Source organism: Mycobacterium sp. E2327, from assembly GCF_001672675.1.
GTDB lineage: Bacteria > Actinomycetota > Actinomycetes > Mycobacteriales > Mycobacteriaceae > Mycobacterium.
The window spans coordinates 22,155-42,339 of sequence record NZ_LZKE01000201.1; the positions used below are offsets into that span (position 1 = coordinate 22,155).

Annotated in this window: 8 protein-coding genes; all 8 read right to left on the minus strand. The window is 71.1% G+C overall.

Going from position 1 to position 20,185, the window contains the following annotated elements:
• Positions 1-34: 34 nt before the first annotated feature.
• On the minus strand, positions 35-514 hold the full coding sequence (locus tag A5712_RS22990) for a hypothetical protein (RefSeq protein ID WP_068110263.1): 480 nt from the start codon (positions 512-514) through the stop codon (positions 35-37).
• 102 nt (positions 515-616) lie between these two features.
• Positions 617-832 (minus strand): MbtH family protein, encoded by a 216-nt coding sequence (locus A5712_RS22995; protein ID WP_068110267.1) that lies wholly within the window; start codon positions 830-832, stop codon positions 617-619.
• Positions 813-2,117 carry an NADPH-dependent L-lysine N(6)-monooxygenase MbtG gene (gene mbtG / locus A5712_RS23000; protein ID WP_068110270.1) on the minus strand — a complete coding sequence of 435 codons (1,305 nt, stop codon included), beginning with the start codon at positions 2,115-2,117 and terminating at the stop codon, positions 813-815. Before mbtG ends, A5712_RS22995 begins: the two co-directional genes overlap by 20 nt.
• Positions 2,114-6,457 carry a non-ribosomal peptide synthetase gene (locus A5712_RS23005; protein WP_197519475.1) on the minus strand — a complete coding sequence of 1,448 codons (4,344 nt, stop codon included), beginning with the start codon at positions 6,455-6,457 and terminating at the stop codon, positions 2,114-2,116. The genes mbtG and A5712_RS23005 overlap by 4 nt, the downstream gene beginning before the upstream one ends.
• Positions 6,454-11,619 (minus strand): non-ribosomal peptide synthetase, encoded by a 5,166-nt coding sequence (locus A5712_RS23010; protein WP_068110273.1) that lies wholly within the window; start codon positions 11,617-11,619, stop codon positions 6,454-6,456. The genes A5712_RS23005 and A5712_RS23010 overlap by 4 nt, the downstream gene beginning before the upstream one ends.
• Entirely contained in the window at positions 11,612-14,602 is a 2,991-nt protein-coding gene (gene mbtD / locus A5712_RS23015) for a mycobactin polyketide synthase MbtD (RefSeq protein WP_068110276.1), read from the minus strand. Before mbtD ends, A5712_RS23010 begins: the two co-directional genes overlap by 8 nt.
• Positions 14,592-15,905 (minus strand): polyketide synthase, encoded by a 1,314-nt coding sequence (locus A5712_RS23020; RefSeq protein WP_068110279.1) that lies wholly within the window; start codon positions 15,903-15,905, stop codon positions 14,592-14,594. Before A5712_RS23020 ends, mbtD begins: the two co-directional genes overlap by 11 nt.
• Entirely contained in the window at positions 15,895-20,121 is a 4,227-nt protein-coding gene (locus A5712_RS23025) for a non-ribosomal peptide synthetase (protein WP_068110280.1), read from the minus strand. Before A5712_RS23025 ends, A5712_RS23020 begins: the two co-directional genes overlap by 11 nt.
• Positions 20,122-20,185 lie beyond the last annotated feature (64 nt).

The following is a 20,185-nucleotide window of genomic DNA, read 5'->3' on the forward strand; positions in this document are numbered from 1 at the left end:
CCCGCTATGTGGGCGCACAGGCTGCTCGGCTTTGCTAGTTGGTCGCGGTGGCGGCCTGTATCAGGGCGATCGCGGCGTCGTGCTGCAGGATCCAGTTGCCGCCCTCGTTGACGAACGCGAGGTGCTTTTCGACCGGCCCGGCGAACCTCGGACCCGAGATGGCCACGTCGGCCTGGGCCGCGTTCGGGCCGGCCGGCGCAATGTTCGTTACGGCGAACGTCTCCGGGAAGTTTCCGTTCCGGTACGCCTTCCGCAGGTCGTGGTCTGCCACGTGGCCCTCGTCCGGAGCGATGCCGTTTTGGACCAGGTTGGTCTTGGTCGTGTAAGACACGCCGGGATCGGTGGCTTGGACGCACAGGTTGGACAACTGCTCCGGGCTCGGCAGTCCCGGCGCCGGCGGCGGATCCTGCGGCAGCGGTGTGGCGGCGGCGGGAGCGACGGACGTCACGCCGACGGCCGCCGCGCCCATCGCTATCGCGCCGATGGCCAAGGACTTCAAGGGTTTCGTTCTCATTGGTCAGGTCCTCCCCCTGGTGACATAAGAGTTGTGATTCTGCCCCCGGCGCCCGCTGTTCTTGGTCTCGGGCGGGTCACGGTACGGGCACGCTACCGGCGCTCAGTCGCCGGCCATTGCCTCGCGCAGCGTCTTGGGCCGCAGGTCGGCCCAGTTCTCGTCGACATAGTCCAGGCACGCCGACCGGCTCGCTTCGCCGAAGACCGCGCGCCAGCCGTCCGGGATTTCGGCGAACGCGGGCCACAGGCTGTGCTGCTCCTCGCCGTTGATCAGCACGTAGAAGGCGCCGTCGTCGTCGTCAAAGGGGTTGGTGCTCATCGCTTCTCCTCGTCGTTCGTTGGGTCCCGGAACCCGCTGACAGCCCAGCGGCACCCAGCACCCGGTCGGACAGCAACCCGAGGCAGCTCAGGTTGGGAAAACCGGGGCCCTGGGTTAGTCCGGAAAGGTTGGGCAGGAACAGCTTTGGGGTCACATCGGTCACGGCCAGGTCGTAGCCGATCGCCTCCTGCAGGCTGTCGGCGGTCAGCGGGCCACCCAACCCGAGTTCGAGCAAGTCGAGGGCGTCCTGACCGAACAGCGAGGTGAACCACAGCGGGTCGGCGCCGGAGCCGTCGATGACCAGATCGAAACCGTGCACCGTCTCGAGGTTCTCGCTGCCCCGGTTGGTGAACAGCGTCAGCCGGATCTGCCCGTCGCGGCCCACGGCGTGGGCGACCCGGCCGCGCAGATGGTGGATGCGGTCGTCGGCCAGCAGCGCCTCCTGCACGTTCGCCGAGAACACCCCGCGGTCGGTGCGCGCCAGCGCATCGCGGCGCTCGTCCAGCGTCAGGTCGGTCCAGTCGGCGGGGTCGGAGAACAGCGAGTTCTCGAAGAACCCCTCGCCCCGGGTGAACAACGTCGCCTGCGGGGAGATGACGGTGATGCTGGAAACCCGGTGCCGGAACAGCTCGTTGAGCATCGACGCGGCGGTCTCACCACCACCGATCACCGCCACCCGTTCCGCGCTGATCCGGTCGTCCGCCGCGGCCCGGTCCCAGAACTGAGCGATCGACAGCACGCGCGGATTGCCCGGCAGCAAGGACTTTTCGGCCTGCCCGGGGCCGGTGATCATCAGGGCGTCGGCGTGCACGGTCGTTTCGTGCGTCTGCAGCACCCAGCGGTCGCCGTCGACCGCAAGCCGTTCGACCTCGCCGTGCACCACGTTCAGGCCGACCTGGTCGGCGACCCAGCCGAGGTACTGGCTCCACCGGCGATGGGTCGGCGCCGGGCGGCCCCGGTCGATCCACTCGGCGAACGACGCGGTGGCGATCAGATACGACTGCCAGCTGTAGCGGGTCATCCGCTCGTCGAGCTCGGCGTTGCGCCGCGGCACCAGCGACGAGCGGTAGGGAAACCCGACGTCTTTTTCCGGGCTGGTGCCCAGCCGATGCGCCCCGTCGGTCCATCCGCCGCTGGCCTGCCAGTTGGCCGCCACCCCGATGCGTTCGACCGCGACGATTTCGGGGACGTCAACTCCTGTGACGCCCATGTCGCGCAGCGCCGATGCCTTGGCCGCGACGGCCACCGCCTTGGCTCCGGCACCGAGGATCGCAAGTGTGCTCATTCCGCCATCTCCCGCAGTGTCTCGGTCCAAAGTCCTTGCAGCTCTACGATTTCCGCCTGTCCCAGAATGTCGGGCAGCGCTCGCCACTGGGTGGCCAACACGCGGTCGGCACCGGTCCCGAGGATGCCGGCAACCACGGTCAGTTCGTGGCGCACCGCCTGGTCGGGCTCGGGCACCCGGTCGACCTCGGCCATCAGCTCGCGGTCCAGCTCGAGGTCCCCAACGCCGACGTGGAGGTTACCGAGGTAGTTGAGCAGCAGTTGCGGTTCGGGAAGTTCGCGCAGCCGGGTATCGGGCCGCAGGTAACGCAATAGGCCGTAATCGACACCGCTGCCGGGGATTCGGGCCAGGTCGCTGGGCCCGTCGGAGTGGATGCGCAACGGGTAGATCGCGCTGAGCAACCCGACGGTGTCGCCGGTATCGGTATCGATTCCCAATTCCGTGCGGCCGTGCGTCTCCAGCGCCAACAGAGGGGCCGGGGTGTCCTGACCGCGTCGCCGTCGCCACGCGGTCACCGTCCGGGCGGCCGCGGTGATCAGCAGTTCGCCCGTCGGCTGCGCCGCCGCGAGCAGCCGCCCGGTGAGCTCGGGCCCGCAGGCTGAGACGCTGACCGCCAGGTCGCCGGCCCGGTCGGTCTGCGGCCGCAGCCGACGTCCGCCCAGCGGCGGATCGGCGCCGCGCAATTCGGTGGCCCAAAAGGCTTCAGTGGTCAGCGTTTTCGCCCGCTCGGCGAGCAGGCGTGACCACTGCCGGTAGGTGGTGTGTTCGCGGACCGGCACAGGCGCGCGTCCCGCGGCCAGGGCGTGCAGGCCGGCATCGAGCTCGCCCAGCACGATGCGCCAGGAGGCCGGGTCCATCGCCAGCACATGGGCCGTCAGCACCAGCAGCCCGGGCTCGTCCGCTCGGCGCAGCCACACCGCGGACAGCAGCCGACCGGCCTGTGGGTCGAGGCTCTCCACCGCCTCGAGGACATGTTTGGCGACATCATTGGTGGGGTCGCCGCCCACCCACGCCTCGCTGAAAATGTCGACGTTCGGTTGTGCGACAAGCGTCATGGCGTCGCGGTCCAGCCGGCATCGCAGCACCTCGTGCCCGTCGAGGACCGCGCGCAGCAGCACCTCCAGACCGTCTCGGGTGATCGTGTCCGGCAGCCTGATGACTTCGGTCTGCGCGAGCCGTCGGGCATCGCCGTGCTCGTAGAGCCAATGCACGCTTGGCAACACCGGGATCGGTTCGCCGGACTCTTCGGCGCCGTTCGGGGTCGCGTGCCGGGCGGCGTCGGAGTCGATCGCCGCCGCGAGTTCGCGGATGCTGTCGCACTCCACCATCGACCGCGCCCGCAGCGCCAGTCCGCGACGGCGGGCGGCCTGCACGACCGACAGGGCCGAGATGCTGTCGATGCCCAGCTCCAGAAAGCTCGCCGTGACGTCGACGTCGGCGCCGCCCAACACGTCGGTGAACGCCCGGGCCAGCGCCGCCTCGGTCGGCGTATCGGGCGGGACGGCGGGACCGTCGGCGACATCAATTGCCGCCAAAGCCTTTTCGTCGATCTTGCCGTGCGACGTCAACGGCAACTCGTCCACGACGACGATGTGATGGGGAACCAGGTAGCGGGGCAGCCGGTCGAGCAGCATCGCACGCAGTTCGGCCACCGCCGGCCGGTCGGGCTCGCCCACCACATAGGCGGTCAGCCGGGGCCCATGGGCGTGGTGTCGGACCATCACGTGGGCGCCGCGCACCCGGTCGTCGCCGCAGAGCACGGCCGCGATCTCGCCGGGCTCGACGCGGAAACCGCGGATCTTGAGCTGGTCGTCGCTGCGCCCGAGGAACTCGAGGCCACCGTCGGGCATGCGGCGCACCACATCTCCGGTGCGGTACATCCGGGCGCCCCGGCCGTTCGGTTCGGCGACGAAACGCGTTGCGGTTTCGGCCGCGCGCCCGAGGTAGCCGCGGGTCAGCTGATCGCCCGCCAGGTACAGCTCGCCGGCGGCCCCGTCGGGTACCGGCCGCAGCCAGGCGTCGAGGACGTAGGCGCGGGTGCTGCGGGTCGGACGTCCGATGGTCGGCCGGGCGTGCTCGCCGATGGCCGCGACGACGGCCTCGACCGTGGTCTCGGTCGGTCCGTAGCAGTTGAAGGCCGTCATCGCCGTTCGGGCGCATTCGGTTTGGATCGCCCGCCACGCGGCGACGCCGAGGGCTTCGCCGCCGAGCGCGAGCACCGCCAGCGGCACGCGACCCAGCAGCCCCGCGTTGTGCAGCTGGCCGAACATCGACGGCGTGGTGTCGATCATGTCCAGGCCGAAGCGGTCGATCACGTCGACCAGCATCTCGGCGTCACGTTGATGCTCGTCGTCGACGACGTGCACCGAGTGCCCATCGAGCAAGGCCGCCAACGGCTGCCACGCCGCGTCGAAGGTGAACGACCAGGCGTGCGCGATGCGCAGCGGTCGCCCGATGCGCGCGGCGGCGGGCCGAAGGACGCGCTCGATGTGGTCGTCGATGTACGCCGCAAGCGCGCGGTGCGTACCGATGACGCCCTTCGGTGCGCCGGTGGTGCCCGAGGTGAAGACGGCGTAGGCCGCATGGTCCGGCGGCACGGCGACGGCTCGGTAATCGGCGCTCTGGGCGGTTGCATCGGCGACGAAGTCCTCGTCGATGACGATCGGGGCCGACGTCTGGCGCAGGATCTCGGCGATCCGCTCGCCCGGCATGCCCGGGTCCAGCGGCACGATCAGGCCGCCGGCTTTGAGCACGGCCAGCATGGCGGCCACGTAGAGCGGGCCGCGGCGAAGCATGATCGCCACCGGGGTCTCGCCGGCCGCGCCCGCGCGCTGCAGTGCGGCCGCCAGCCGATCGGCAAGCGCGTCGAGCTCGCCGTAGGTCAGCCGCCCGTCTTCCCAGCTGACCGCCGTCGAATCGGGTTGCGCGGTGGCGATTTGGGCGAAGCGGGCGTGCACCGCTAGTGCGGGCGCCTCCGGCAGGTCCGCGGCGCCCGGTTCGCGTTCGCCGTCGAGCAGGATGTCGACCTCGCGCAGTGGCCGGTCCCACTTGTCCACCAACCGCTGCACAACCGCCAGCAGCCGGTTGCCGAGGTCTTCGGGCGCGGTCGCGCCCAGCGCACCGTCGAGCACCTCGACCAGCACCGTGAGCCCGTCGGCGCTCGGGTGGGCGGCGATGGTCACCGGGAAATGCGACACGCTCTCCAGCGCCACCGGACGGAAGGTCGCGCCGTTGGCGACGAATTCGGTGGCCCCGACGACCTCACCGGGCGGGAAGTTTTCGTACACCAGCAGCGTGTCGAACATCTCACCGACACCGGCGATGGCTCGCAGCTCGGCGTGACCCAGGTAGCTGTGGTCCCGCAGCGCGGCGGATTCGCGTTGCAACGCAAGGCATTGCGTTCCGGCGGGCTTGCGCGGGTCCAGGCGGACCCGCAACGGGACGGTGTTGATGAACATGCCGACCATCGATTCGACGCCCGGCAGTTCGCCCGGCCTGCCCGACACGGTCACCCCGAACATCACGTCGTCGCGGTCGGTGAAGACCGATAGTATTGCCGCCCAAGCCATTTGGACGAGTGTGTTGAGGGTGACCCCGCGGGTGCGGGCGGCGTCGGCCAGCGCGGCGGTGGCCTCGGGATCGAGGCGCAGCGTGGTGCGTCGCGGTACACCCGCCGCCGGCGGGGTGGCGGTCAGCGCCGGCGAGAGCAGGGTGGGCCCGTCCGTGCCGCCGAGGTGCTCGGCCCACAAGGCGCGGCTGGCCGCCTGGTCCCGGTTGGCCAGCCAGCCGATGTAGTCGCGGTACGGCCGCGGCGGTGGCGGCAGCGCGGCGGCGTCTCCCCCGGCCCGATACAGGGCCAGGAGTTCGGACACCAGCAGCGGCAGCGACCACCCGTCGATGACGATGTGGTGCGCGACGATGACCAGATGCCACCGCTGCTCCGGCAATTCGATGAGCAGGAACCGGATCAGTGGGCCGCGACCCACGTCGAAACGGCGTTGGCGCTCTTCGGCTTCCAGCGCCTCGACCTCGTCCGGATCGGCGCGCACGCACCGCCACAACAGCTCGACGCTGCTCGGTATCACCTGGACGGGCCGGCTCAGGTCGCCGTGGATGAAGCTTGCCCGCAGGTTAGGATGCCGCATCAGCAGCGTCGCGGCGCACTCGCGCAACAGCGCGACGTCGAGCGAGCCCCCCACGTCGGCGGCCATCGCGATGACGTACGGGTCGGCGCCTGAGCCGTCTTCGGAGGCCAGCGTCGCCATCGAGAACAGCCCCTGCTGCAGGGGGCTGAGCGCCATCACATCCTCGATGGCCGGCCGCGGGTCCGCTCGGGTCACGGCCGATCACCCCAGGACGAGGTCAGGGCCGCCAGCTCGTCGGCGGAAAGCCCCGAAGTGCTCATCGGCGCGTGGGAGCCGCCGTCCTCGGGTTGGGTTTCGGCCGTCGCCTTGGCATCCAGGGCGGCGGCGAGCTCGTGGAGCACGGGGTGTTCGAAGATCATCCGCGGGGTCAGCGGCAGTCCGGCGTCGCGCGCCCGCGCGGCAACCCGCACGGCGAGGATGCTGTCCCCGCCGAGATTGAAAAATTCGTCGTGCCGGCCGATTTCGGCGGTGTCGAGCAGGTCGGCGAGGATTTCGGCGAGCGCCCGCTCGGTGGCGGTGTCGGGCGGTTCGGCCGGGCCCCGGGGTGCCGGCGTCGGTGCGGGTCGGTCGATGTCGGCGACCAACTGGAGTTGACCGTCGTCGGTCCACATGCCGCGTTCGCCGTTGCGGTACAGCCTCCAACCCGGTTGGGCGGCAAACGGATCGGCGACGAAGCGGGTCGCGGTGAGCGAAGCCCGCGCCAGCCGGCCGATGACCGCGGGGCCGCCACCGTAGTAGACGTCGCCCACCACCCCGGCTGGGACGGGGTTCAGCCAGGCGTCCAGCAGGTACACCCGAGCGGCCCCGTCGCCCGCGGTGGCCCGGGCCAGAATGCGCTGTCTTTCGTGCGCGTCGGTGATCTGGACGTCGCGCAACCGTTGATCGGGGTCGTCGGCGAACGCGCCGATGACGCGGATCAGCCACTGGGCGAACCGTTCCGCGGTGGCGCGCCGGTAGAGCTCGGGGCGATAGATGACGTGGCCGCGGTAGCCGTCGTCGGACGCGAAGAAGTTGACCGACATGTCGGCGTGCGCCACGTCGAAGTCCGGCTCCAGCGCGGTGAACGTGGTGTCTCCGTCGGGTCCGCTGTCGATCACCCGGTCTTGCGGCAACTGTTCGCGAACGTGCACCACCACGTCGAACAACGGGTTGCGCGACAGCGACCGGGCGGGCCTGACGGCGTCCACCACTTGGTCGAACGGCAGGTCCTGATGTGCGTAGGCGGCCAAAGCCATGTCCCTGGTCCGCTGTAGCAACTCGCGCAGGGTGGGGTTGCCGCGCAGGTCATTGCGCAACACCACGATGTTGATGAAAAACCCGACCAGGCGGTCCAGGTCGGATTCGTTGCGCCCGGCGACCGGGGTGCCGAGCGGGACGTCCGGGCCGCCGCCGGCCTTGTGCAGCAACACCGCAACGGCGGCCTGCAGGAGCATGAACTCGGTGATGCCGAGCTCGCGGGTCAGGGCGGTCAGCTTGGTGCGGGTCGCGGCGCCGAACCCGAACTCGACGGCAGCACCGGCGCCGCTCAGCGCGGCCGGCCGGGGAAAGTCTGGGCGCAGGCCGTTTTCGTCCGGCATCCCCTCGAGCTGGCGGGTCCAGTAGTCGCGCTGAGGTCCGGCGATGCCGGCGCTGTCCTCCAGCAGCGCCGCCTGCCATGCGGCGTAATCGGCGTATTGCACGGGCAGCGGTTCCCACTCTGGGGCTCGACCGCCGCGGCGGGCGCGGTACGCGGTCAGCAGGTCGGTGAACAGCACACCGGCAGACCAGTGGTCGCCGGCGATGTGGTGCATCACCACCGACAGGACGTTGCGGTCCGGCGTGCCGAGCACCGCCGCCCGGATCGGCAGGTCGGTCTCCAGGTCGAAGACGTAGCGGCGCTCGGTATCCAGTTGGGCCCCAAGCCATTCCTCGTCGGGCCCGTTGGCGCGGCGCACCGGAACCTCGGCGGGCGGGTGGACGATCTGGTGCGGGACGCCGTCGATCTCGCGGTAGGTGGTGCGCAGGATCTCGTGCCGGGTCACGACGTCGGTGACGGCCGCCGCCAGCGCGTCGGTGTCGCAGGGACCCCGCAACGCCGCCGCGAACGGAATGTTGTTGACGGCGTTGGGCCCGTCGAAGCGATAGGTGAACCAGCTGCGCAGCTGCGACGACGAGAGCGGAACCGGCCCGCTGCGGTCCAGCGCGGTCAGCCGTGGCCGCGCCGACGCCTGATCCGTGGCGTCGATGTGCGCGGCCAGCCGCGCCACCGTCGCGAGTTCGAAAACCCCGCGCACGCCGACGTCGACGCCGAACGCGTTACGGACCGACGCGACCAACTTCGTCGCGAGCAGCGAGTGGCCGCCCAGGTCGAAGAACGAGTCGTCGGCGCCAACCCGGTCGCGGTCGAGCAACTCGGCGAACAGTTCGGCAAGGCGCCGCTCCGTGGCCGATGCCGGTTCGCGGAACTCCGCACCGGAACTCACCTCCGGGGTCGGCAGCGCGGCACGGTCGATCTTGCCGTGCGCGGTAATCGGGATCTCGTCGAGCACAACGTATGCCGCCGGGACCATGTATTCGGGCAGCGCCGCGGCGACGCGGGCCCGGATGCGGTCGAGGTCGACCTCGGACGTTCCCGCGGCGGGCGTCACATAGCCAACCAGACTCTTGCCGAGTCCCGGCAGGTCGCTGACCACCACGACCGCCTGCCCGACCGTCGGGTCGACCGAGATGGCCGCGGCAACGTCACCCAGTTCGATCCGGAAGCCGCGGATCTTGACCTGTTCGTCGGCGCGGCCCACGAACTCGACGTCGCCGTCCGCGTTGCGGCGCGCCAGGTCCCCGGTGCGGTACATCCGGGCGCCGGGATTGAACGGGTCGGCCACGAACCGCTCGGCGGTCAACCGGGCGCGGCGATGGTATCCGTGCGCCAGATGCGTTCCGCCGAGATAGATCTCGCCGATCACGCCGACCGGTACGGGTCGCAGCGAATCGTCGAGCAGGTGCATCGTCGTGTTGATCTTGGGCCGGCCGATCGGCACGATGCGGGTGCCTTGCGGGCCCTCGACCTTGAACCGGCTGGCGTTGATCACGGTTTCGGTCGGACCGTAGAAGTTGTGCAGCAGCGCGTCGAATGTCGCGTGGAACTTGTCGGCCACCTCGCCGGGCAGCGGTTCGCCGCCGATGGGCACCCGCTGCAACGTCCGCCACTGGTTGACGCCGGGCAGTGACAGGAACAGGCCGAGCAGCGAGGGCACGAAATGCATTGCCGTGATCCCCTCGTCGCGCAACAGGGCGGTCAGGTAGCCGATGTCGTTGAGGCCGCCGGGGCGCGGGATCACCATTCGCGACCCGCAGGACAGCGTCCCGAAGATCTCGGCGATCGACACGTCGAAGCTTGGCGAGGCGACCTGCAGCAGCCGGTCGGTGTGGTCCACCCCGTACTCGCCCTTGAACCAGACGAAGTATTCGGCGACCGGACGGTGCGCCACCGCAACGCCTTTGGGCAACCCGGTGGTGCCCGACGTGTAGATCAGGTACGCGGTGTTCTCCGGCCGCAGCGGCCGGAGCCGATCCGCGTTCGTGGGGTCGTCGGCGCGGTACGCGGCGAGGCCGGCCACCGGCTCGCGCAGCACCAGCTTCGCGTCGCAGTCGTCGAGGATGAACTCGAGCCGATCCCGCGGATAGGTGGGGTCCACCGGTACGTACACCGCGCCGGACTTGGCGATGCCGACCGCGGTGACGACCAGGTCCGGCGACTTGTCGAGCAGCACGGCCACGCGGTCCTCGCTGCCGATCCCCTTCTCGATCAACCAGTGCGCCAACCGGTTTGCCGCCTCATTGATGTCGCGGTAGGTGAACCGGCGGCCTTCGTAGGCGACGGCGACGGCGTCGGGGGTCCGTGCGGCCTGCTCGCAGACCAGGTCGGCCAGGGTTTTGGGGGCGGTCTGGAACGCCTCGCCGTGCGACACCTCACGCAGCCAGGCGGCGTCGGCCTCGTCCAGCAGCGCCAGCCCGGCCAGCGGCCGGTCCGGTGCTGCCAGTGCGTCGTCCAGCAGCACTGCGAAGTGATGCAGCATCTGGCGCACCAGCGCCGGGTCGAGGATCTCCAGCAGGTGTTCGGCCTCCACCAGCGCACCGGTGCTGTCGAATTCGACCATGAAGCCCAGCGGCAGCTGGGTGAGGTTGCTGCGCAGACCGTAGCGCTCGCACTCGACGCCGGGTGGGCGGAACCCGCCGCCGTCCGGCTCGCGGAATCCGAAGCTGACCCGGGTCATCCGTTCCGCGCCGTGGCGACGATCGGGGTTCAGTTCGCGCACGGCACGATCGAGGCCGACCCGTTGGTGCGCAAACGCTCCGGTTGCCACGTCGCGCGTGGACTTGAGCAACTCGCGAAAGCTCATCGCCGGCCGGGGTCGCAGCCGCAGCGCCACCGTGTTGCCGAAATAACCGATGGCGTCGTCGGTTCCGGCGCCGCGGTTGAGCACCGGCGCGGCCACCAGGAAGTCGTCGCTGTGGGTGTAGCGATGCACGAGGGCGCCGAAGGCGGCAAGCAGCACCATGTATGGGGTGCAGCCGGTGTCGCGCGCCATCGCGATCACCCGCTGGGCGGTGTCGCCGGACAACCGCAGCTCGCTGCGCGCCGCCCGCCAGTTGGTCGGCATGGTCGTGCCGGCCGGGCCGGGAAGCTCCAGGGGCTCCGGCGGGTCGGCCATGACGGCGCGCCAGTAGTCGAGGTCGGCTTTGGTGGTGTCGGGCACAGAGGGCACAGCCGGCGCCGAGGTGTGGCGGTGGGGCGCCAGCTCGGCGCCCTCGTAGGCATTAGTGAGGTCGCGGAAGAATATTCGCCACGAGCCGTCGTCCCACGCGATGTGGTGGGCCACCAACAGCAGCACGTGCTCGTCGGCCGCGATGCGCACGGCGGTGATCCGCAGCGGCGCGTCTTTGGAAAGGTCGACAAGGGTGGAGAATTCGCGCTGGGCGAGCACCTCGAGCCGAAGCCGGCGCGCGTGTTCGGACAGGTCGGTCAGGTCGTGTTGCGCCCAGCCCGGGCGGAGATCGTCTTGCACGGCCGGCCGGGGGGTGCCATCGTCGCCGACGCTGTAGGTGGTGCGCAGGATCGGGTGCCGGCGGGCGACCGCGTCGACGGCATCGTGCAGCCGCGCGAGGTCGATGTCACCGGTGATCCGGTACGAGACGCACACGTTGAGCAGCGCGCCGCTGGGGTCGGCGAGGTGTACGAACCACATTCGGGCCTGGCCGTCGGAGAGCTGGTCGTCGGCGGACGCGTCGGTCTCCCCGGTGTCGGCCGAGAGGCCGCGATCGGCGAGCCGGCGCCGAAGCAGTTCCAGGCGGGCGCCGGTGTCGGCGATGTCAGTCACGCGAAACGTCCACCTTCTGTGCTGTGCCGGAGCGCTCGTCGGCGCCCTCGAGTTGTTCGACAAGCTCGGCGCCGGTGATGTCGCCCATCAGTGTCGCCAGCGACACCGTTCGGCCGATCGTCGATTTGAGGCGCTTGCGCAGGTCCAGCGCCAGCATCGAGTCGACGCCCAGGTCGAAAAGCGATTCGCCGAGGTTCAGTTCGCCGGCCCGTTCGATCCCGAGGACGGCCGCCAACTGGCCGCGCACCACCTCGACGACCGGAAGCTCTGCGGCGCTGCGACGTTCGGCCGATTCGGGCCGCCTGCCGCCCAGGAATATTCGCAGCCGGGCCGCGTCGGCCGCGAACACCAGCGGGTCCTCGTGCCAGTCACGCAGGCTCGCCTCGATCGCGTCCCGCGGCGTCATCGGCCGCAGGCCCGAACGCTCGATGTTTTCCACCTCGGCCGCATCCAGGATGCCCCGGCCCGACTCACCGCCGGACGACGGTTGCCACAGGCCCCACCGCACCGACACGCAGTGCCGGCCCGCGGCGCGCAGTTCGGCGGCCATATGGTCCAGCAGGCGGTTGGCCGCCGAGTAAGCGGCATGTCCGCGCCCGCCCCACAGCCCGGACACCGACGAGCACAACAGCATTCGCGCGCCGGCGCGCACCGGCCACAGTTCGGCGAGGTGGGCCAGTCCGACGACCTTGGCGGCGAAGGCCTGGGCGAGGGCGGCCTCCGTCAGAACGGCGCCCGCGCGGAAGCCGGCGCCGCCCGCCGCGTGCACGACCAGCGACGCACCGGCGGCTGCGTATCGTCCTGCGGTGAGCGCCAATTGGGCCCGATCGGTGAGGTCGCAGGGCGCGGGCACCAGCTCGGTGCCGTATTCGGCCGCCAAGGCCCTCAGCACTCCGGGATCCGCGCTGCGGCGGCTCACCAGGACGATGCGCCGCGCGCCGCGCTCGGCGAGGTAGCGGGCGTAGTGCAGACCGATGGCGCCCGCACCACCGGTGATGACCACGTCGTCGAGCAGCCCGGAGTCGAGTGTCCAGTGCGCAGCGGCGGGCGCGTCGCGCAACGAGCGCTCGAACAGCGCGCGCCCGCGCAGCGCGAGTTCGCCGGCGCCGGACAACACGGCGTCGACGGCGGTGGAGCCGGCGGCGGGCGTCAACTCCCACGACGGCAGGTCCAGGTGGGTGAAACTCCGTTCGGGGTGTTCGAATCCGGCGCTGCGGTGCATCGCGGCCAACGCCGCGTGGCCGGCCGACGACGGCGCGTCACGCGGGCCGACGCGGTCGGCGGCGACGGTGATCAGGCAGACGGTGTGGCAGCGGGGGCCCGGCGCGTTCGCGTAGTCGAGCAGGCCGGCCGCGGCCAGGCCCGTGAGCGCCTCGGCGGCCCGCTGCGCGCCGGCACCGTCGATGGCCGGCGCGATCACCGCGACGATTTCGGCGTCCCGCGGTTCGCTGAGCTCGGCAGCGGCGTGGGACTCGATCGCCGCGCGCAGCGGTCGGGCCACTGGGCTTTCGGCGCCCATGCTGATCACCGCGATTCGGGTGAGCGGCCCCGGTGCGGGCAATACCGCCCGCTGCCAGTGCTCCATCACGATGTCGGGCGCTGCGGCTGCCGACACGGGCGCCAGCGGAGCCGGGTGCGCCCACATCGGGATCGCGCGCATCGGAGCGTTCGGAAATCCTTGTAGGCCAACGTCGCCGGCGGGCGGGACGCCCAGGTAGTCGCCCCAGGTGTAACCAGGGTCGGCGACGGCGGCGGTGAGGATGTTCGCCGACAGCGCCTCGAGCACCGGCTCGTCGCGGTGGCCCGAACCGACCAGCACCGCGGGGCCGTCCGGTGCGTCCGCCTCGAAGGTCTGGCCGATCGTGAACAGCAGCGCCGGATGCGCCGACAACTCGATGAATGACCCCGCGCCGCAACGGATCGCCGAGGCGAACGCGCGGTCCAATCGCACCGTGTTGCGCAGGTTGGCATACCAGTAGTCACCGAATGACTCGTCGGGTGTCACCACGTCGCCGGTCGCCCCGCCGATGAATTGCACCGGGGACTCTAGGAATTCGGCGGCGGGCAGCTGCGACACGAACTCGTCGCGCAGCGGCTCGAGCACGCTGGTGTGCCCCGGGAAGCCCGCGGCGATCTCGCGGGCGAACTGACCGCGCGAGCGCACCGCATCGGCGATCGCCAGCACCGCGTCCCGTTCGCCCGACACCGCCACGGTCGACGCCGAGTGCACCACCGCCAGCTCCACCCAGCCGTCCGCCGTTGCGATGAGCGCGCCGGCCGCGTCGGCGCCGACGCCCAGCGTGGCCATCGCGTAGCGGCCCGGAAGGCGGTCCACCACGGCGGCGCGGGCGGCGACGACGGCGACGGCATCCGGCAAACTCATGGCGCCGGCGACGAAGGCCGCGGCGACCTCACCGAGGCTCTGGCCGATGGTGAGGTCGGCGAGCACACCGCACGACCGCCAGACCTCCGCCAGCGCGACAGCATGGACGAATTGCGCGCCCTGCACCTCGATTTCGGAGAAGGCCTGCGACTCGTCGCCGACCGTGAGGTAGCGCAGCGGTGATACGTGGCCGGCGGCCTCGAACGCCGCGACGCAGTCATCGGCCGCCGCCCGATAGGTCGGCAGCGCCCGGTACGCGACGGCGCCCATGCCCGGCCAGTGCACACCCTGACCGGGGACCACAAAGGCCTGCCGCGGCGCGGAATCCACGGCGGAACGCGCCAACAGCGGGTGCTCGCGCCCCGCGGCCAGCGCCCGCAGCCCACCGATGAGCTCCGCCCGGTCGGCGGCGCGCAGCACCGCGCGATGCCGGCGCACCCGTCGGGTCCGCAGCAGCTGACGGCCCACCTCGTCCACGGTCGTTTCCGGACAGCGCTCGAGGTAGTCGGCGATCGCGCCGGCGTCCTCGCGCACGAGGTCGTCGGCGTGCGCGCTGAGGAGCACCGGGACGCGACCGTCGGGCAGTCGGTTAAGGGGCATCGGGCGACCCGTTATCCGGCATCGAGACGATCAGATGGGTATTGGTGCCGCTCATCCCGAACGCGGATACCGCCGCGGTTCGCCATCCGTCGACGGCCCGCCACGGTGTCAGCTTATCGGCCAGCCGCAAACCCTGCTTCTCCCAGTCGATTTCGCGGCTGGGCTCGTCGACGTGCAGCGTCGGGGGAACGGCGGCATGCTCGGCGGACAGGATGACCTTGGCGAGGCCCAGCGCGCCGGCGGCGGCTTGCGCATGGCCGATGTTCGACTTGACCGAGCCCAAGAGCGGCCCGCGGCCGGGCGGCGCGGTCCCGTAGCTGGCCGCGAGTGAGCACAGTTCCGTGCGGTCGCCGAGTCGGGTGCCGGTGGCGTGCCCCTCGACCATGCCAACGTCGACGGGCTCGACGCCGGCCTGCGCGATGGCGCGCCGAAACAGTCGCAGCTGCGCGTCACCGCTGGGCGCCATCAGGCCGTCGCTGCGTCCGTCGGAGTTCAGGCAACTGGCCCGCACCTCGGCGAGGATGCGACGCCCGTCGGCCAGCGCGCGGGACCGGCGCTGAAGCACGAACGTGGCCGCGCCCTCGGCCCAGACAGTTCCGCTGGCGAGCGCGCTGTAGGGCCGGCAATGGCCGTCGTCGGACAGCGCGTGCTTTTTGGAGAATTCGACGAAATAGCCCGGGGTGCCCATCACGCACACCGCGCCGGCGAGCGCGAGGTCGCAGTCGCCGGACCTGATCGCCTGGACCGCGGTGTGAAACGCCGCGAGCGCCGACGAGCACGCGGTGTCTATCGTCAGCGCCGGCCCGGCCAGGTCCAGCGTGTAGGCGATGCGCCCCGAGATGACGCCCAGCGACGTCCCGGTGATCAGATGCCCGCTGTGGTCGGAGAATTCGGAAAGGGCAGGGCCATATTCCAGCGCGGACGCGCCGACGTAGCAACCCACATCATGGCCGGCGAGGTCGTCGGGGTTGATGCCGCTGTTCTCCACGCTCCGCCACGCCACCCGCAGCCCGACCCGCTGCTGGGGGTCCATGGCCGTCGCTTCCCGGCGTGAGATGCCGAAGAACTCCGGGTCGAATGTCGTTGCAGTCGAGAGGAATCCACCAAGATCGCGGATGGGTTTGAAGCCGTCCCGCCGCGACCCGTCGAACAGCTCGCGAAGCGCCCAGCCCCGATCGGTGGGGAACGGGCCGAGCGCCTCGCGCTGCTCGGACAGCAACGCCCAGAAGTCGTCGGCGGTTTCCACGCCGCCGGGCGCCTCGAGGGCGAACCCGACAATCACGACCGGGTCGTTATCGGACATCGGCGCTCACCATCCGGGCCACCGCGTCGAGGTGATCGTCGAGGTAGAAGTGGCCACCCTCGAATTCCGACACCGTGAATCGGCCGGACGTGTGGGTTGCCCAGCGCGCCAGGGTTTCCCGGCTGATCCGGTGATCGCGATCGCCGCCGACCGCGTGAATGTCGGCGGCGATGCGCACGTCGGGGCGGCACGAGTAGGCGTTCAGGGCCCGGTAGTCGGCCTGCACCGCCTGCACCAGCAGTTCGATGAATTCCTCGTCGTCCAGCAGTTCGGGGTCGGTGCCGCCGAGATCGATCATGTCCGCCAGCACGCCGCTGTCGCTGGTCGGCAGCGGTCCGTAGGCTTCGACCGTCGAAGGGGCCTGCCCGGCCGAGGCCCACAGGACGCGCACCGGCACGCCATGGCGTTCGGCGACCCGGGCGAACTCGAACGCCACGACGGCCCCCATGCAGTGCCCGAACAGGCTCAGCGGAGCCACCGAGCTCCAGTCGCCCGCCTCGAACAACTCGAGGGCGAGCGCGTCGATGCTTTCGGCCGCGGGGTGGTCCCGCCGGTCGGCACGCTGCGGGTACTGCACCACGAAGGCGTCGACGTCATTGGACGACAACGCTTTCGCCAGCGACCGATACGCCGCCGCGGCGCCGCCGGCGTGTGGGAACACGACCACTGAGCCGCGCGCGGCGCTCGCCGTAAACCGCTTCACCCACGGCTTGAACTCGCGCCGTGCCGGCGCGGGGGCGGTGTCGAGCGCGGACAACACGTCGGCGCTCGACATGTCCGCGATCTCCAGATACACGTCGGCCACCCGCTCGAGCCGGTCGCCGTTCGCCTCCCGGCCGGTCAGCAAGTCGGCCAGCGTGGCGACGGTCCGGGCGGCAAAGACGTCGGCGACCATCAGGCTCGGCGAGTCGAGCCACTGGCGGATGCCGACGACGGCCTGCGTCGCAAGGACGGAATCGCCGCCGAGCGAGAAGAAGTCGTCGTGCACACCCACCGCATCGGTGTCCCGGTCGAGAAGGTCCGCGATGATGTGGCACAGCGCGCGTTCCAGTTGGGTGCGCGGGCCCTGATAGGGCGCGGACACGTCGCCGGAGTCGACCGCCTCGGCCAGTTGACGACCGACGGCGCGCCGGTCGATCTTGCCGCCGTCGGTGAACGGGATGCGGTCGGTCAACGATATGTGCTGCGGAACCATGTGCGCGGGAACGAGATCGGCCAGAAGCTGGCGTATTCGCGGTGCGGTCAACGCGTCGTCGTCGAGGCGGACGGCGGCGGCCAGCACGTCGGGGCCGCCGGAGCCGGGCACCAGGGCGGCCACGGCCGCTCGCACCCCGGGCACTCGGCGCAGCGCCGCCTCGATCTCGCCGAGCTCGACGCGATACCCGCTGACCTTGATCCGGTGATCGGCGCGGCCGACGAACTCGAGGGTGCCGTCCGGCCAGTAGCGCGCCAGATCGCCGGTGCGGTACCAGGTTCGGCCGTCGTGGACGACGAAGCGCTCGGCGGTCAGCTCGGGGCGCCCGCGATAGCCCCGGGCGATGCCGCGCCCGGACACCCACAGCTCACCGGCGACCCAGTCGGGACAGTCGGCGCCGGTGTCGCCGACGACGCGGCAGGCGATGTTGGGGAACGGCTTGCCGTAAGGCACCGCGGTCCAGTCCTCGGGCATGTCGGCGTCGACCTCGAAAATGGTTGCGTGGACCGCCGTTTCGGTGGCGCCCCCCAACCCGGCGAAGCGCAGGTGCGGCGCCCGCGCCTGCAGCCGGCGGGCCAGGCCGGGGCGCACCCAGTCGCCGCCGGTGGCCACCACCCGCAGGGACGACAGGTCGCCGGCCTGGACCTCGACCAACATCTCCAGCCAGCCCGGCAGGAAGTTCAGCACCGTGACCTGGTGGGTGTCGATCAGCCGGGCCCACGCGTCCGGATCGCGTCGCTGCGCCTCGTCGACCACGACGATCGCGCCACCGGCCCGCAGGGTTGCGAAGACGTCGAGCACCGACAGGTCGCATTCCAGCGTCGAGAGGGCAAGGCAACGGTCCGCCGCGCCGATCTCGAAATGGCGGCTGAGGAATTCGACGGTGTTCATCGCGCCGTCGTGCGTCAGCTCGACGCCCTTGGGCTCCCCCGTGGAGCCCGACGTGAACAACACGTAGGCGAGCTCGGCGGGATCCGTTCTGGCGAAGGGAAAGTCGGCGATGGCGGGCGGCTCGCGGAGCACGTCGACGATCACCAACGCGGGGACGGGCAGCGACAGCGGCTGCCCGCCGCACACCAGGGCCAGCCGCACCCCACCGGTGTGCAGGATGCGCTCCGCGCGGTCGCGTGGTTGGTCGACGCCGATGGGCAGGTACACGCCGCCGGCGGCCAGGATGCCCAGCAGTGCCGGCAGCTGTTCGGCGGTCTTCGGGCCCAGCACCGCGACAGTGTCACCGTCGCCGATTCCCGCCGCCCGCAACGCCGCGGCCAGCGCCAGCGCCTGGTCGCGTAGCTGCCCGTAGGTGAGGTCGCCGGAGCTCGCGAACACGGCGGGCGCGTCGGGTTGCTGCTCGGCCCGCCGGAAGAACCCGTCGTGCAGAGCCTCCCCGCTCGGCGCGGCGCTGCGGCCGTTGACCGCCTCGCGCACCGCGCGTTGCGCGTCCGGCAGCGCCGGCAAAGCGGCGGCGTCCCAGGCGTCGTCGCTGGCCGCCAGCCGTAGCAGTTCCTCGATGTGGTGGGCGAACATCGCGTCGATCACGCCCGGCGCGAAGACACCGTCGCGCACGTCCCAGTTCACCAGAACGCCGCCGTCGAACTCGGTGACCTGCGCGTCGAGCAGCACCTGCGGGCCCTGGGAGATGATCCAGGCGGGTGCGCCGAATTGCCGTGTGACATCGGCGCTGAACAGTTCCCCGAGACCCAGCGCGCTGGTGAAGACGACCGGCGCCAGGACCTGGGTGCCGCGGTGGCGGCTGAGGTCGCGCAGCACGGACAGGCCGGGATAGGAGGAATGGGCGGCGGCCGTCCGCATCGCATCCTGCACCGCGCGCGCCCGCGCGGCCGGAGTGTCGGCGTCTGTCAGGTCGACGTCGAGCAGCAGCGACGAGGTGAAGTCGCCGACCAGCTTCTCGACGTCGGGGTGCAGCGCCTGGCGCCCGAACAGCGGCACATTCAGCAGGAACCGCGGCGAGGACCAGTGGGCCAGCGCGTCGGCGAACGCCGCGGCCAGCGTCATCGCCGGGGTGGTGTCGCGGGCTCGGGCGCGGGCGAACAGCGCGTCGCGGGTCGCCGGGTCCAGCCAATGCCAGCGACGGGTGCTGGTGCGTGAGCCCCGCCCGCCCGTCGACGGCGGCGCGGGCGGATCCGGCAGGCCGGGAATGCGCTGGGCCCACCAATCCCGGTCGGCGTCGCGCCGCGGCTGGGGTTGCGCCTCCTGACGCGCGACGGCCCGGCGGTATTCGCGGTAGGTGTAACCCAATTCGGGCAGTTCCCGGCCGAGGTAGAGGGCGGCCAGGTCGGCCATCAGCGTGCGGTAGCTCATCGCGTCGGCGGCCTGCATGTCCAGGTCGACGTGCAGCCGGGACCGCCCATCGGGCAGCAGCGTCACCGCGAGTTCGAACACCGCGCCGTCGAGCTGCTGGTGCGATTTGGCCTCGCGCAGGGCCGCCAGGCGCGGCTCGACCGGGTCCCGCTGGTCGCGCAGGTCCACCACCGAGACGGGGAAGTCCCCGCACTCGTCGGCCGCGGCGATGCGCTGCGTGCCGTCGGCTGAGAATCGCACCCGCAGCATCGGATGGCGAAGGGCCAGCCGGTTGGCCGCCGCGCGCAGCCGGTCCGGGTCGATCGGGCCGCCGTCGAACTCGACGTACAGGTGCCCGGCGACGCCACCCAACTGCTGGTTGTCCTGGCGTCCGACCCACATCGCGTGTTGCATCGGCGCCAGCGGGAAGGGCTCGCCCTCCCCCGACGGTTCGGCGTCGGCGGGCGGGGCCGGTTCGTCGGCGCGCGGGCTCGCCGTCACCAGCTCGGACCAGGCCTCGATCGTCGGCGCCGCGGCCAGGGCGGCGAAATCGACGGCGATGCCCTGGCGGCGCCACCGACCGGCGAGCGTCATCATTCGGATGGAGTCCAGGCCCTGGCCGATGAGGTTGCTACCTGGGTGAATCGCGTCGGCGCGGACGCCGAGCAGCTCGGCGACCTCCGCGCGGATGTCCTCCGAGCATGCCGGGGCACGCACCACGAATCCTCCCTGAATTAGCAAAGGCTGCCCTAAGTTGTTTGGTTACCCTATCCTCATCCCTGGC